Annotated in this window: 14 protein-coding genes; 1 reads left to right on the top strand and 13 read right to left on the bottom strand. The window is 68.9% G+C overall.

Annotated features, from left to right (window positions below):
- Positions 1-164: 164 nt before the first annotated feature.
- From ACWD4O_RS39170 to ACWD4O_RS39140, 7 genes are all read right to left on the bottom strand, one after another.
- Entirely contained in the window at positions 165-467 is a 303-nt protein-coding gene (locus tag ACWD4O_RS39170; protein WP_451287659.1) for a hypothetical protein, read from the bottom strand.
- Positions 468-473: 6 nt separating this feature from the next.
- Positions 474-1526 carry a major capsid protein gene (locus ACWD4O_RS39165; protein ID WP_451287657.1) on the bottom strand — a complete coding sequence of 351 codons (1053 nt, stop codon included), beginning with the start codon at positions 1524-1526 and terminating at the stop codon, positions 474-476.
- A gap of 21 nt (positions 1527-1547) precedes the next feature.
- Entirely contained in the window at positions 1548-2294 is a 747-nt protein-coding gene (locus ACWD4O_RS39160; protein WP_451287655.1) for a hypothetical protein, read from the bottom strand.
- A 115-nt stretch (positions 2295-2409) separates the two neighbouring features.
- Positions 2410-3135, bottom strand: coding sequence for a hypothetical protein (locus ACWD4O_RS39155; RefSeq protein WP_451287653.1), 726 nt, complete (start codon positions 3133-3135; stop codon positions 2410-2412).
- Positions 3136-3200: 65 nt separating this feature from the next.
- Entirely contained in the window at positions 3201-5096 is a 1896-nt protein-coding gene (locus ACWD4O_RS39150) for a hypothetical protein (RefSeq protein WP_451287651.1), read from the bottom strand.
- 75 nt (positions 5097-5171) lie between these two features.
- Positions 5172-6737, bottom strand: a complete 1566-nt coding sequence (locus tag ACWD4O_RS39145; RefSeq protein ID WP_451287649.1) for a terminase large subunit domain-containing protein — start codon at positions 6735-6737, stop codon at positions 5172-5174.
- Entirely contained in the window at positions 6715-7266 is a 552-nt protein-coding gene (locus ACWD4O_RS39140) for a hypothetical protein (protein ID WP_451287647.1), read from the bottom strand. Before ACWD4O_RS39140 ends, ACWD4O_RS39145 begins: the two co-directional genes overlap by 23 nt.
- 145 nt (positions 7267-7411) lie before the next feature.
- Between ACWD4O_RS39140 and ACWD4O_RS39135 the strand changes: the two genes are divergently transcribed.
- Positions 7412-7639, top strand: coding sequence for a hypothetical protein (locus ACWD4O_RS39135; protein ID WP_451287645.1), 228 nt, complete (start codon positions 7412-7414; stop codon positions 7637-7639).
- A 292-nt stretch (positions 7640-7931) separates the two neighbouring features.
- Here ACWD4O_RS39135 and ACWD4O_RS39130 read toward each other — a convergent pair whose 3' ends face one another.
- The 6 genes from ACWD4O_RS39130 to ACWD4O_RS39105 all read right to left on the bottom strand — a co-directional run bounded on the left by ACWD4O_RS39130 (position 7932) and on the right by ACWD4O_RS39105 (position 14957).
- Entirely contained in the window at positions 7932-8480 is a 549-nt protein-coding gene (locus tag ACWD4O_RS39130; protein WP_451287643.1) for a hypothetical protein, read from the bottom strand.
- A gap of 205 nt (positions 8481-8685) precedes the next feature.
- Positions 8686-10869 carry a hypothetical protein gene (locus ACWD4O_RS39125; protein WP_451287642.1) on the bottom strand — a complete coding sequence of 728 codons (2184 nt, stop codon included), beginning with the start codon at positions 10867-10869 and terminating at the stop codon, positions 8686-8688.
- A 19-nt stretch (positions 10870-10888) separates the two neighbouring features.
- Positions 10889-12820: a hypothetical protein gene (locus ACWD4O_RS39120; RefSeq protein WP_451287640.1), complete on the bottom strand. Its 1932-nt coding sequence runs from the start codon at positions 12818-12820 to the stop codon at positions 10889-10891.
- A gap of 236 nt (positions 12821-13056) precedes the next feature.
- Positions 13057-13233, bottom strand: a complete 177-nt coding sequence (locus ACWD4O_RS39115) for a hypothetical protein (RefSeq protein WP_451287638.1) — start codon at positions 13231-13233, stop codon at positions 13057-13059.
- A gap of 34 nt (positions 13234-13267) precedes the next feature.
- On the bottom strand, positions 13268-13444 hold the full coding sequence (locus tag ACWD4O_RS39110) for a hypothetical protein (protein WP_451287636.1): 177 nt from the start codon (positions 13442-13444) through the stop codon (positions 13268-13270).
- 16 nt (positions 13445-13460) lie between these two features.
- On the bottom strand, positions 13461-14957 hold the full coding sequence (locus ACWD4O_RS39105) for a DUF2637 domain-containing protein (RefSeq protein ID WP_451287634.1): 1497 nt from the start codon (positions 14955-14957) through the stop codon (positions 13461-13463).
- Positions 14958-14977: the final 20 nt, after the last annotated feature.

The raw sequence follows: 14977 nt of genomic DNA, 5'->3' as shown, positions 1-14977 counted from the left end.
GCGTAGCGGGTGGCGAGGTCGGTCAGGTCGGTGGCGGTGCCGAGCTGGGAAATGAGCCAGGCTTGGGTGGCTGTGTCCACGGGGCCCTCCTGGGGGCGGTAGAGGGGGTGCGGGTGCGGGCCCGCCGGTTGGCGCCCCCACCACAGGGGCGGGCCCGCACGCCGCTAGTCGCCGCTGGTGCCCTCCGCAGCGGCGTCCCGGCCCCGGGCCGGCTTGGCGGCCGCACTGGTCTTGCGTGCGGCGGTCTTCTTGGCCGGAGGGTCGGCCTTGGTGGTGGCGTCGCCGGGTTCGCCGTGGCCGTCCTTGGCTTCCGGGGCGTTTGCGTCGGGCGCGTGGCCGTCTTCCCATGCGCTGGGCATGGTGATGAGGGCGGCCAGGTGCTCGGCGGGTTCCTCGCCCGGCTGGAGGACCAGGTGGTGTCCGCTGTGCGGGTCGGTCACGTGGACCGCGCGTGCCAGCTTGGCCATGGCCGATCAGTCCTCCAGGACGGTCGCGGTGATGTGGATGTCCGGCACGTACAGAACTGGCATGCCGACCGCCGCGCCGCGGGTGTAGACCTGCACCGGGTTGTCTTCGACCTTGGTGACGATGACGATTCCGGGGGCCTGCTCGGCGGTCAGCGCCGGGTTCGATCCGGAGGACAGCTGGATGCCTTCGGCGGTCAGCCCGTACTGGGTTTCGGCCCACTGGCTGGCGGCGATCCCCGGCGTCATGATCCACAGGTTGTCGGGGATGACGCGGACGTAGTTGCCCTCGTCGTCGTAGACCTGGACGTCGTACTCGACGATCGGCGGCAGGCTGTAGCGGGCCCGGACGACGTTGACCTGGTCGGGGGCCAGCATTGCCGTCGGGGTCGTGGCGCCGATCGGCGTGTTGTAGTACGCGGCCCGGTACTCCTGGTTCCCGGCCAGGAAGGAGCGTGCCCGGCGGGAGGTGATGACCTGCCCCGGGGTCGGTGCGCCGATGCTGCGCAGGTAGTCCAGCCAGGCCAGCTCGTCGGTGAGCGGGGTGGCGTTGGCGTCGTTCCACGGCACGGTCGCGGTCGGCATGTTCGCCGTGGGCACGTTCCAGTCGACGTCCAGGCCGTTGCCGGGGAGGTCGACGACGCCGGTAGCGAGGAGCTTTCCGGCGGCGATCTCCTGGGCGGTCTTGATGGACTCGAAGTGCCGCTCCACGTCGTCGTAGAGCTTCTCGATGAACTGGGCCGCGTCCTGGCCGTGCGAGATGTTGAAGAGGATGGTCTCCATCTCGCTGATGGGCAGGGTCTGTCCGAGCGGGGGCAGCAGGCCCTCGTTGACGACCCGCTCGGCGTGCCGGGTGGCCAGCGCGGTCGGGGCGTCGTAGACGCGGAACTTGGCGGCGTTGACGCGCCGCTTGCTGCTGCTGGTGCGGAACTTGATGTTGTTGATGTTCCGTTCGGGCAGCACGCTGCGGGTCAGGAGGTAGTCCGCGGGGGTGGGCAGTTCGCGGACGAACGCGTTGATCTCTGCGGCGTCGAGCTCCCGCAGGAGCAGGTCGAGGTCCATGGTGACGGTCTCCTGGGGTGCTTAGTCGCGCCAGTGGATGAACGCGGTGGTGGAGGCCACGTCGTCGGCGTCGAAGGGGATGGGGAGCTTCTCGGCGTACACCTCGGCCTGCCACAGCAGGACGCCGCCGCACTTGGTGGATCCGGGGCTGAAGAAGGTCTCTTCGAGCAGGAATCCGGCCAGGACCTGGGTGCCGTCGGATGCGCCTGCCGCGCCGCCGGCGGTGCCGGTGGCGACCGTGACGGCGGGGCTGCTGCCGCCCGTCAGGGACGCGGCGGAGGCGGTCATTTGGGCGACGTCCTCGCCCAGGTAGGCGCCCGCGAAGGTGACGGATACGACGGTGCCGGGGTGCGGGCCGCCGGACACGGTGACGTCGCCGGGCGCGATGTTGGACAGCGCCTCGAGAGCGGCCTTCACCTGCGCGGCGGTGGCGTTGTACGGGATGCCAGCGGTGGTCTGGCCGGAGAACGTGAGCGTGTACGTTCCGCCGGTCGGGCTGCCGGTGATGGTGACCGTCTGGACCTCGGCGGTCGGGCCGGAGTACGGGCCGTACAGCCCGGACGCGGTGATCTTGCCGAGGGGGAGACCGGACTTCAGGACGTTGCGTCCCTGAAGAAGGGTCCCCTTGTCGTAGTGGACCCCTTCGACGAACTTCGTCAGATCCAGGACAATTCCGTTCCCGTCGTTGACTCCGACCAGCGAGGCGAGCCAGGGTCGGCCTGCGTTCGCGGTCTCGTTCAGGACGGTCACAGGCTGGAAGTCGTTCACGACCTGTGCTCCTTGTGGTGGCAAAGCGTGTAGGTGCCTGCAACACCACCGGGGTGGTGCGTCCACGAGGAGCGGGCGTGGTCCCAGCCGTCCACCCCTTTGGGTGGCCGGACGTCTATGCGGTGGCGGTCTTGTGGCCGCGCGATGCGGCCATGGCGCGGCCTCGGTCGCCGGGTTTGCCGGCGGGGGCCTGCCGGGCGGGCGGCCCGCCGGCCGGGGCTCCGCCGGGGGCCGGAGGGATCTGGGCGGGGGAAGGGTCGGCGGGCTTGACGCCGAACAGTTCGGGCCGGCGTTCCTTCAGCTTGGCGGCTGCCTGAGCCACCGTCTGGTCGTCGGCTTCGTCGTCCACCCGGAGCAGGGCGGCTGCGTCCTCCAGGTCGTCGCCGGTAGCGCCCAAACCGACGAGAACGGACCGCCGGTTTGCGTTCCGCTCGCGGGCCACGGAGGCCTTCTCCCGGGCTTCGACCTGGGATTCGCGGGCTGCGATGGCCTTCTCCCGCTTCTCCTGCTCGGAGAGGGCGTCTTCCTGGGACTGGCGGGCGGTGGCGATGAACTGCTCGGCGTCCTCGATGCTGGAGAAGCCGTGCTTCTCGGCGAACTCCTTGGCCGCGGACCTCTTGCCCTGGGCCTTCTCCTTGGCGGCGAGGGCTTCGACTTCGGCCTGGGTGAAGGTGCGCTGGGCGGGCGGGCCGGGCTTGGGAGGATCGGCGGCCGGGTCGGCGGCCGGCGGCGTGGGGTTGCCGCCGTCGTTGTAGAAGACGGCGAGTCCGCGGATGCCGCGGTAGGGGTGGGCCCAGCCGTTGCGGGCGAGCGGGCCGTACTGCTGCGCGGGGCGACGCATGAGTGCAAGTCCTCCCAAGACTTGTCCAGGCCCCGCGCCTAGATCCAAGTTGAGCACAGATCTCGTCACGTGTTGCCCCCGCTCCCCTGTCGCCCCTCGTCGTCCTCTTCGCCGTCGAGGTCGTCGCCGGCCGGCGGAAGCTGAACGGCCGGTGTTTCGGGCTGGTCGGGGGCCTTGCGCCCGAGGAATCCGGCCACCTCGTCGGGGTTGTTGAGGGCGTCGGCCAGGTCGCGGGCCTCGGCGAAGGAGCGGGACTGGATGCGTTCGATCTCTTCCTGCGCGTCCTCGATGGGGAACCCGGCTTCCATCAGCATCTGGATGCAGGTCTCCAGCGACAGGACGCCCTTCTCCTTGCCGAGGGTAACCTGCTCGAGGACGGCCTGCTTGTCGGTCGGCGTGTAGGGGCCGAACGTCAGGTGCGCGGGCTGGACCGTGACTCCCGTCCAGTCGGGGTGCTGGCCGGCGATGTACAGGCGCTGGACCATCTTCAGTAGCAGCATGTACTTGTGGTGCCGGGCCAGGCGCATGGAGGACACGAGGGCGTCCAGCGGACCCAGGGAGATCTGGAGGGCGTATCCGGAGGGGACCTTGGAGGGGTCGATGGTGCCGAGGGTGACGGCGGGCAGGCGGGCGTTGTTGGCGGCCCGGTCTTGCAGGTCGTGGACGTGGTTGCGGAGCTCTGCCAGGTTGGCGCTGGTGTCGACGGCGTCGATGCGGCCGCCTTCTCCCAGGGTCATGGCCAGGCCGGGGACGACTTCGTAGCGCTGCTGGGCGTTGACGGCCTTGCCGGAGATGCCCAGGATCGGGGCGCCGGTGGTGGCGGAGGCTTTGCTGGAGTCGGTGTCGCTTCCTGCCAGCTCGTCGAAGATCTGCAACACCTTGCCGAGGCTGGACTGTCCCCAGTGCTCTTCGGCCGGCGGGACGGTGTTGGGGAGATGGACGACCGGAACGAAGTCCAGGAGGAGGTCGAGGTGGTCGAGGACTTCGCCGTCGCCGCGCGTGGCGAAGGTGGCCTTCGACAGGGGAAGGGAGTCGACGTCGACGGGTCCCTTGATGTCCTCCAGGAGCCAGGTCGCGTCGGTCAGGTAGCAGGTGACGTACGAGGGTTCGTCGTTCCACGCGTACTGGCGGGCGATGGCGCCGGTGGCCGGGTTGTACAGGTCGCCCGGGGTGAGCGGGGGCGGCGGCGTGTCGGCTTCGGCGGCCCCCGCGGGATCGTCGGGGACGGGGGCGGGGGCGGGGAGCGGGGCGCGGACCGCGCGGCCGTTCTCGTCGACTCCTGATCCGGTGGCGGGACGGATCCAGTCCAGTTCGTAGGTGATCCGGCGGATGCGGCTCTTCAGTCCGCGCTGGGGGTTGTCGGGGAGTTCCCACGCGAAGTGGACCCGGGTGGGGTACTCGCCGCCGTCGTCGTCCTCGCCGATGACGGGGAAGTAGAAGCCGGGGTCGTGGACGCGGACGGTGGGCCGCAGCCGGCCGGGGTCCCAGGCCATGCGGTAGACGCCGTCACCAAGGGAGACGGCCTTGCGTTCGCACTGCTGGAGGCGCATGCCGAACTGTTCGGAGTCGGCCCAGTCGCGCAGCATCTCCTGGACGCGCGCGGCAATCTGTTCCTCGCCGGTGGGCTGCTCGCCGTCGTGTTCGGCACCGGGCACGGTGATGGTCTGTTCGCGTCCCAGGACGTGCGCCATGGCGGTGTCGACGAAGACGGACGGGTCGCCGAACTCGCGGCGCTCGCGGGCTCCGATGTCGCCGGAGATTTCAGCGAGTTCGGCGGCCTGGTTGTTGTCGTAGGCGGCAAGGACCTTGTACGCGGCGAGCCGGTTGCGGTCCTCGTCGGGTACCCACATGGCAGCGGCTTCGGGGAAGGCGCGCCGGTTGGGCATGCCGAGGTCGTCGGCGTAGACCGGCTTGTATCGCAGCCAGCCCCAGGCGTGGATCGCCACTTCGCGCAGGCCCACAGCTTTCCTTCCGCTGTTCGAGGCCCCGCGCCTGATCATCAGGGTACGGGCGTGGGGCCGGGGTGTTGCCCTGGCTTATCGGCGGCCGCGCAGCCGCTGGTCGCTGTAGTGCTGGGTGCCGATGCCTTCCTGCGCCGGGTCGGCGAGCTCGGTCAGGGCGTGCACGGCGGCGTCCATGCGGTCGGGGCTGTCCATCCCGGGCAGCCAGGTGACCATCTGGCCTTCCAGCTCGGTGAACTCGCCTACGTGGTGCACCAGGCCCTGCGCATACAGCTGCGCGATCGGCTCCGCGCGCAGCCGTTTTCCCTGCTTGGCGTGCACCTCGATGATCGCGGGCATCAGCATGTTCTTGGTCGCGCCTTCACGGCGCAGCTCGTTCCATGCCTGGATGACGATCTGCTTGGCCATGTCGCCGCCAAAGTTCTTCTCCAGCACGATCGCGTCGGCCTGCCGCTCGATGGCCAGGAGGCAGGCTTCGGCTCCCCAGGCGTCGGCGCCCATGGAGCGGGACCGGTCGTCGGTGACGTACAGGTGGCTGTCGGCGTCGCGTGATGCGCAGACGAGGCCGACTTCGTCGTTGCGCAGGGTGTCGCCGCCGGCGTGGTCGACGGCGACGACGACGCGGGTGGGGGTGATGCCGGGCCACGCCTCGGTCTTGATGCGGTTGCCTGTGATCCACGCCCACTTCCACACGCCGCCTTCCAGGGGTCGGGGCTTTTGCTGGTAGAGGGCGTACCAGACGCGTTCCCCGACGCTCTCGCGGATGTCGGCGAGCTCGGCGGCGTCGTACTGGTCTGGCCAGAGGGGTTCGCCGATGGCGCGGTGGAGGGGGTCGTCTTCGCGGTCTGCGAGGGCGGGAAGGTCGATCTGTAGCCAGCGGTGCGGTTCGTGCTGGAGGAGACGTCCGGAGAGGTCGTCTTCGTGCCAGCGTGTGTTGATCAGGATGAGCGATGCGCGCGGGGCCCGGCGGGTGAAGAACACCGACCGGTACCACTCCCACACGCGTTCGCGTTGTGCGGGGCTGGCGGCGTCGTCGTGTCCTTTGAAGGGGTCGTCGATGATGCCCAGGTTGAAGCCTTTGCCGGTGAGGCCGCCGCCGACGCCGGCGGTCACCATGCCGCCGCGTACGGATGACCCGCGGGCCTGCTCGAGGTCGAATCGGTTGGCGGCGTGGGAGGCGGGGTGCAGGCGGACTCCGAGGACGCTGGAGTACTCGCGGAGTTGGTCTCGTACCCAGCGGCCGTGGTCGTCGGCCAGGTCTGCCCCGTATGAGGCGATCATGACGCGGTGTTCGGGGTGACGGCGTAGATACCAGAGCGGTCCCCAGCGGGAAGCACGCTGCGATTTCCCGTGCCGAGGAGGGCAGGTCAGCATCACCTGCAACCGCTCCCCCGCAGCGATCCGCCGGAACGCGCTGTCGATCATGTCCAGGTGGGGGGCCTGCTTCTCCCGACCCTCGGTGAGGACCGCGGCCAGGGAACCCGGGGAGCGGTCCATGGCGATGGACCGCTCGATCCGGGCCAGCTTGATGCGTGTCTCCGGCCGGGCGCGCTGGGCGACGCGACGACGCTGGTCGGCGGGAAGGGAGCGGTAGCGGTTCAGCAGCTCCGCTTCGCGGTCACGCGTCTTCGTCGTCGTCAACGTCGTCCTCTTCGACGTCCCCGTCCCCGTCCTCGTCGTCCTCGTGCGCGTCCGGGTCGATGGCCGGTGCTTCGGCTTCTTCCTGGCCGGAGATGTCGATGAGGGCCTCCAGCTCTGACAGTTCGCCGTTGCTGAAGGGGATGGCGCCGCCGTCGGGTCCGGAGATCTCGGTGCGGACGGGCATGTCGAGGCCGTTCAGCTTGGCGCGGCGGTCCATGAGGCGCAGCACGGTGTCGACGGCCCGCATGTCGATGGCTTTGCCGACGACGATGCCTTCCTTGTCGAAGATGGGCTGCGGTTCGGTGGCGCGCGGCCAGGCTGCCTCGAGGAGTTCGTCGAGGCGTTCGTTCTCCTGTTGCCGGTAGGTGGCAACCTCGAGGGCTTCCGCTTCGCGGTTTCGGGTGAGGGCCCGGTTCATGTCGCGGCGGGCGGCGTTGGCGCTGGCGTATCCCAGGTCAAGGATGCGGTCGTCGTCGAAGCGGACTCCCTGCCGGCGCAGGCGGGCCAGCTTCCGCCGGCGTTCGGACACTTCGGTTCGTTGGGCTCTTGAGGCGCTCATGGCGGTGGGGCTCCCGCTCGTGTGTGTTTGTCAGGCCCCGCGCCTTGTCACAGATGATCGCCGATTTGGGCCGAAGCGTTCCCCCTGCCTGGGGTGTGGGGGGATGCTGCGCGGCATGAGCGAGTCGGAGAAGCGGGGTTGGCGTCCTACCCGTACGCAGAAGATCGTGGCCGTGCTGGTGCTGCTGGTGGCGTGGACGGCGATGGCGGGGCAGTGGGCGGACAAGGGATGCAACTTGCCGCAGGGGTACGGGCTGGTGGTTCAGCATGGGACGCCGGATCGGTATGAGGGGTGTGAGGACGAGCCGTCAGGTCCGGCGTATACGGACGACTACGGGGGCTGACAGGGGTGGGCCCCCGCAGCGCCTGCCCAAGGGGGGTGGGGGCGTTGCGGGGGCCGGATCGCTCGGAGGCCGGGGGGAGGGTCCCCGAGCGTCGGGGGTCTGCTGCCCGCGGGGAGTGCATATATGCAGGGTGTGCACGGCCCGGTACGAAACCTTTATGGCGGGCGCGGGGACGCTTACCTGAAGGAACAGGCCGGGCCGTGCAGTTCTGATGCTGCCGCACATTCCGGGCTGTGTCTGAGGGGGTATCCCCCGCGCACGCGAAGGCCCCGCTTGACGAATCCTGCGGTGCTCAGCGCGGCAGCCGGTTGTTGGTCTTGGCCCAGACGCCGCGGGTCTCGGTGTGAGTGCTGCGGTGGTCTTGGTGGACGTGGGCGCCGTTGTAGTGGTGGTGGTGGTGTTCCGCGGGAGCTGATTGGACGACCTGTTTGGCGCGCTTGAGGACGCTGGCGATGGCCACGATGGGAATCGCGCAGACAGGAGGGATGGCGACGATGAGGCCGACCACGGTGGGGTCGGCGTGCCCGGAGGCCCACAGGACCAGACTGACGCCTCCGCTGACGAGGACGGAGGTGACGCCGGCGGACAGCATGGTGGTGTTGATGTCGACGGCGCGCTGGCTCATCGGGGGTCGTCCGGGCTGCGGTACGGGCGGCGCGGTGCCGATTGCGGGCACGGGGGTTGGGTCCTTGTAGGCGGTGGGGGCGGACGTGGCCTGATCGATGGCCTGATTGAAGGCGTCGGCGATGCGGTCGATCTGACTCTGGTCGGCAGGGTTGAGGAGGGGCTGCCCGGCCTGGGTGGCGGTGGGCGGCGGGAGGTGGCCGGGCTGGATGGTCACGGTGCGGAGGCCTCTTTCGGTGTCGGGTTGCTGGTGGGTGGATACAGAAAGCCCCCGGGTACGACCCGGGGGCTTTCTGGTCGCGTGGTGTTCTCAGTCGGTGTTCGTGTCGTCGATGGAGCTCGACTGTTCGTTGAAGTAGATGGCTGCGAAGCGCACTGCGGAGTTTTCGCTGAGACCGGCCTTCTTCAGGGCGGCGATCAGCTCACTCATGTGGAGCATCGCTTCTTCCATCGGGGTCATCTTCAGGTCCTGGAACTCGTCCGACATGGGGAACCTCACCGCTCTCGACTGCCGCGTAGGTTCCATCATGGCCCCTGGCCAGCTTGTCCTGTAGGCCGAGTTTTGCGCACAGGTCGCGGAAGGTGCGCTCGGACTTGTCGTATCCGGCCTTGACCATGAGCGGGTACACCTCGGACGGCTTCACGGGCCTGCCCTGTGCACGGAACAGTTCGGTGGCCAGGGCGTCGTTCGACTTCGGCTTCGGCGAGGTCTTCGCGAGTTCGATGGCCGCCTCCTGTGCGGCGAGACGGTCGAGCTCGGCATCGTCGAGCATGTCCTCGGTGAGGCGCGGGATGTCGGCTGCGGAGCCGGATGACGGCGGGGCGATGGGGTCGCCGTCGTCGTCGGTGAGCCTGCCAAGGAGCAGGTCGTACGACGCCGGCGTGTCCCAGGACTGGTAGAGCTCCCACACCGACTCGTGCATGCGGGTGGAGTCGACGTTGCCGTAGGAGTCGCCGCGGAGGTTGGGGATGATGCGGGCCCATCGCTGGGACCAGGCAAGTCCCATGGCCTTGGCGGTGATCGGGTCCATGGCGGGGCGGATGTCGGAGAGTTGCCGGGCGGCGTCCAGGAACAGGGTGGACATGCGGTTGAAGTCGTCGCTGCCCTCGGTGAAGGCTTCGGCCATGGTGGCGTAGGCCTTGGCGGGCACGGGCTGGAAGGGCCCCTTGGTGGCGGACATGTACACCACGGTTCCGGGGTCGGTGAAGATGGCCATGTCGGGTGCGCCGTGTCCGGGGTAGAGCATGTCGAGTTCGCTGGAGTTGTTGGTGCGCAGGCCGATTCGGCCGGGGGTGAGTTCGTCCATGGCGGCGGTGATGTAGTCGCGGGTCGCGCGCAGGCCGGTGTTGGAAACGCGAACGTTGACGGACCTGCCTTCCTCGATGATGAAGTCGATGCCCTGGAGGACTTCGTCGGACATGGACTTGGTCTCGTCGACGCGAATGTGGATGGCGGGGATGTCCGGGCGGGCGGGCAGGTTGTCGAGGTCTTCGTCTTCGAGGAGGTCGGCGTACTCGGTCTTGCGGGCGGCGATCGCGTCCCGTGCTGCTCGGACCGCGAGGAGGCATTCGTCGTCGGTGGTGCATGGCCAGTCGATGAGCGGGACGCCGATGCCGTGTCGGAGCCACGGGTTGACGAACACGGCGGACATCTTGGCGGAGGTGTCGAGGTCGATGACGACGGCGTCGACGCAGCGAATCAAGCCGAGGCCGAGAGTCTTCATCAGGGCGGTCTTGCCGGATCCCTGCGCGCCGATGGCGATGAAGCCTTCGTCTTTCAGGTTCAGGCCTGCTTCGTCGCCGTTGCCGACGACGCCGAAGGCGACCGGTTTGTTGATCGTGGTGGGGGTGAGCTTCGGGTAGGGGATGGCCCCCGACATCATGTTTTTCTCAGTGACGGCGATGAAGACGACGTTGCGGGGGGTGGTGGGGCCGCCGGCGTTGAAGCTGACGCCGCCGCCCTTGGGCAGGTGCAGGGCTCCGGCGAGGGCGGCTTCGTAGCCGCGGAGCGCGTCGACGTTCATGTGCGACGGAAGGGTCATCTTGACGGTGTAGCCGGCTCCGCTGCGCCATCGGTCGATGACCGGGTCGGCGACTGCGCCTTCGATGCCGCAGATGTCCTCGAGGAGGCGCGCCCATCCGTCCTGGGCCTGCTTGATGTTCTCGCCCTGCTCCAGGCGGCGGTCGAGTTCCTTTTCGGCGGCGCGGGTTTCCTCGCCCCACTTGTCCATGCCGATGTTGACGGCGGCGCCGGCGGCCCAGATGGCTCCGCCGAACGCCATGGTGAGCAGGGTCGGCTTCGTGGCGAGGGCGTAGGACAGCCAGCCGGTGGTGGCCAGCCACGATGTGGTGCGGGCGACCATGACGCGCCGCCACGATCCGCGGGCCTTCTCGTAGAGCACTGCCGCGCCCGTGCACAGCACTCCGGCGCCCGCGCCCGCCTGCCACGGGATGTCGGCGAGGGGGGCAATCAGTGCGCTGGCGCAGGCGAGTTCGGCACCCCAGGCGGTGAGGCGTCCGTGGGTGACGGCGTCGCGGCTGAAGTCCCATCGCTTGGGCTTGTCGGTCGGCGTCTGGAAGCCCGCCGGAATGTCTGTGGTGGTCACGTCTTGATCTCCTCTCGGTCTAGTTGCTGGCGCCGCGGCCGGTGGCGACGTCCCACTTGGATTCGGCGCGCGCTCCCTTGCGCGGCTTCGCGTTCAGCTTCAGTTCGCGCTGGTGGGCCCGCTGCGCCGCCCTGATGGCCTTCTTCAGTTCGTCGGAGACGGTGCGGACCTTGGAGGCGGTCGCGCGGACGGTGTCGTCGACGACTCCCTCGGTGGGCCAGGTCTTGACCATGCGCCGGTACAGCTTGGTGACTGATTCGGCGACTGCCTCCACTCCGGCAGCGGATCCGGCGACTTCGGAGAGGACGTTGACCATGTGGCCGCGGGTGAAGCCCTTCATCAGGTTGATCAGCTTCTTGGTGCTGCCGTCGGATGCCGGGACCAGCTTGCTGCCGCCGCCGGCCGGGGCCGCACCGGCCGGTAGGGCGAGGCGTGCCGTGTGTGCGGAGGCGATAGCGGCGCGCAGTTTCGCGGCGTCGAGGGTGCCGGGGGCGTTGCGCAGGTTCCAGCGTTCCTCGCCGATGCGGGGGTCGAGGACGCGGATGATGTCCTCGCGATGCGCCTGCACGAACACGATCATGATGTTGTCGGCCATCAGGCCGGCGCTGCGGGCTGCGACTGCCGCGTTGTTCAGGTGCTTGATGACCGAGGGGTGCAGAGGTGCCGTACGGGCGAGCGCGCGGGCGGCTTCCTGAACGGCGACCGACAGGTTCTTGCACATGTTCGGGATGCCGGTGAGCTCGACGATGTGGTCCGCCATGTCGGCGTCGGCATCGTGGTGCAGGCCGTGCGCGATCTGGTCGGCCATCGCGCGCAGAATGGCGTAGGCGGTGGATCCTCGGAAGTCGACCTGGCGGGCGATGGCGACGTCGGCGGTACGGGTACCGGCCGGCGCGGCCTGGATCGCGGGATAGTTCACGGGGGTGCTCCTCGGTGTTTCTGCTGCCGCGGTCAGGGCCAGGCGTTCCTTCTGGTGGTGCAGCTCGCGATCAATGCGGTAGTTGGCCTGGCGGGTGACCTCGAGCTTGACCCGGTGAGGGTCGCCGAGATTGCCGTCACGGGCGGCCTTCTCGGCCGCCTTCTTGCCTTCGGAGATGGCGCGGCGCCGCATGTCGCGTTCACGCTTGGCGCGTACCAGCGCGATGCGGTCCTCATCGACTACGTCGGCGTCGATGACCTGCCCGGGATCCCGGCCAGGCTTGGATGGCATGTCGTCGTCCACGAGCTCGGCGTCGACGTACTCGTCCGGGTCGTAATCCGGCTTCGGCGGAAGGTCATCGCCGCCGCCCTTCGGGCCCTTCGGGGCGAGGCCATCGCGCGCGGTCCAGCTTGAGGCGTCGTCGTCCTTTTCCTTCCGGGCATTGCGCCTGCGGTCCTTCTTGTCCTTCGGCTTCTTCGGGTCGAGGCCGTCAGGCGAGCTGGTCCACGGGGCGGCGGTCTTGTCCTTCTTCGCCTTGTCGGTCTTGCTCTTCGGGTCGGTTCCGCCAACCTCCTTGCCGTTCTTCCGGGCCTTGTCCTTTTCGGCCTTGTTCGGCTTCAACTTGCCGGCCAGGTCCTTGCCGAGCTTCCCCAGCTTGTCGGCGATCGGGTCTTTGGTCTTCGGCTTCTTCTGGGTGCCGCCGCTTGCACCGTTGCGGGGACTCTTGGGCGCCTTGTGCCGGCCGCCGCCCGAACCGCTTCCGTTGCCGTTGTTCCGTCCCCCGCCACCGCCGTTGCCGCGGCCGTTTCCACGCCCCCGGTCTCCCGGGCCGCCAGCGCGGTCGCGTGATCCGGACGAATCCGAGGAGCCGTTCCCGGTGTTGGTGTCGTTGCTGTTCTCGTCATGCTCGGCGTTCCTGCTGCGCCACATCAGGGCGGCGAGCGCGGCAGGGGCGACAGTGCCGCCGATGATGGCTCCGATCGGGCCGCCGAGGATGAATCCGAGGCCGATTGCAGCCGTTTCGCCGCTCACGCTGTGTGAGATTGCCGCGTATCCGTTTCGCAGGGAATTGTCCGTGATACTGCGAGATCGGTCCGGGGCGGGGCGGGGCGGGGAAGCGCCGCGACCCTGCTGAACCACGACCAGAGGGCTTCCTGAGCCGTTCTGGCTTCCGCCCCGCCCCGCCCCGCCGCCACTACTGTCACTCAACGTAGCGTCCGCCGGTGTCCCTGAAGGGTCCAGCGTGAACGTGGGAATGGTGTCTGCACTCACCTCACGCACTTCCTTTCGAGGACAGTCGGGATCTGGGCCAGGTGGCTGGAGGGGATGAGCTTGATCGGATGGGAGGCCGGCGCGGGCCTGCGGTACGGCGGGGTGGGGGCGGGGCGCACCGGTACGGCGTCCGGGGACGCCGCACGCTGCTGGACCTGGTGGTTCAGGGCCACTACTGGCCTCCTTCCTGTCGGGTGTTTGTCCTGATCAGGGTCGGGTTTTGATGCGCTTCTTGAGGGCGTTCCGTGCGGCGAGGAGGATGCGGCGCTTGGTCTGCCGGTTCTCCGGTCGGCGCGGCGTGCAGGGGGTGGGGACGATCAGTGCTTCGGGCGGGCGGTTCTCGGGCGGGGTGCTGTAGTACGGGCCGAACACGCGCTGGTCCACTTCGGGTTCCTTCGGGCTAGGCGGTCTTGGTCTGGTTCGGGTTCTGGGCTTCGGCGTACAGCCGCTGGGCGGTCACGAGGCGGTCGTAGGCGGTGGTCTGCTTCAGTCCGAAGTGCTCTTCGATCCACTTCAGGGAGACCACTTCGGGGTCGTTGGCTTCGACCATGCGGGCGAGGACGGCTTCGACTTCGGCCTGCTTCTTCGCCCGGGGCCCGGTGATGCCGGAGACCGAAGTCGAAGCCGAACCCGAAGTGGTGGTCCGCTTGACGGCCGAAGTCGAAGCGCTGTCCGAAGCTGAAGTCGAAGTCGCGGTGACACGGGCGGCGATGCGCTGGGCGCGCTCGCGGGCTTCCTGCTCGCGGCGCTGCCTGGCTTCCGCGTCCTGCTGCTCCCGGGTGCGACGTGCCGCTTCGGCCAGGAGGGCGGCCTGCTCGTTGATGTTGCGCTGCCGCTTCAGTTCGGCTTCGGCTTCGGCCTGCTGCTCGGCTCGGGCGATCTGGGCGAGCTTCGCTTCGGTTTCGGCTACAAGGATCCGGGCCGCTTCCGCTTCGGCTCGCTGCTTCGCTTCGACTTCGAGTCGAAGCGTTTCGGCTGCGGCTTCGGCTTCGGCCCGGGCGCGCGCTTCGGCTGCTTCGGCTTCGGCTACTTCGGCCCGCCGCTTCGCTTCGACTTCGGCCTGACGCAGTTCGGCTTCGTGCTTCGCTTCGGCTTCGGCTTCGGCCTTCACGCGGAGTTCGGTCTGGCGCTTCGCTTCGGCTTCGGCCTGCTTCTGCTCTTCGCGGTGGGGCCGGTCAATGGCCTCCTGGATGGACATGCCGTCCGCGGACAGGCGCAGGACGAGGAGCTGTTCGGCGCGGGCCTTGCGGCGCCACATCCGGCCGTGTTCCTTGCGGAGCTGGGCGCGGTAGATGCGCCGCTCGCGCTCGAGGTCGACCACGGTGTCCCAGAGGCGGATTCCCCACATGCGCTGGCGGCGCCAGAGGACGAACGTGCCGGGCGGGTTGAGGACCCAGCGGGAGACGGGCGGGGACTCGATGTGCTTGTCGGCGGTGATGTCGGCGATGCGGCCGATGGCGTGGCGGGCGGCTTCGACGGCGACGACGAAGAGGATGGGGATGACGGCGTGCATGCCGGTGCCGAGCTTGTCGGGCCAGGCGGCTGCGGCGTTGAAGGCGATGGTGGCGGCGGTGAGGAGCCAGGCTCCGTGGCGGAGCATGGGGTAGGGCATGCGCAGCCAGGTGAGGAGGAGGTCGAGGGCGAGGAAGGCGACGATGCCGGCGTCGATGGCGATGGGGAAGGCGTGGGCGAATCGTCCGAAGCCTTTGGCGGTGGCGAGGGTGGTGACGGCGTTGTAGGAGCCGATGAATCCGAGGGTGGCGATGGTGAGGACGCCGATGACGACGATGCCGATGAGGATCTTCTGGGTTCGGGTGAGGGGGGTGCTCCCCGGCGCGGTGGGCGCGAGGGTGCCGTCCTGGGGGCGGTTCGGCTCGGTTCCCGGGGTGGTGGTCATCGGGCTCGGGTCCTTCCTTG

It is taken from the genome of Streptomyces sp. NPDC002623, from assembly GCF_053592635.1.
This window is presented reverse-complemented; position numbering and strand designations above follow the sequence as displayed.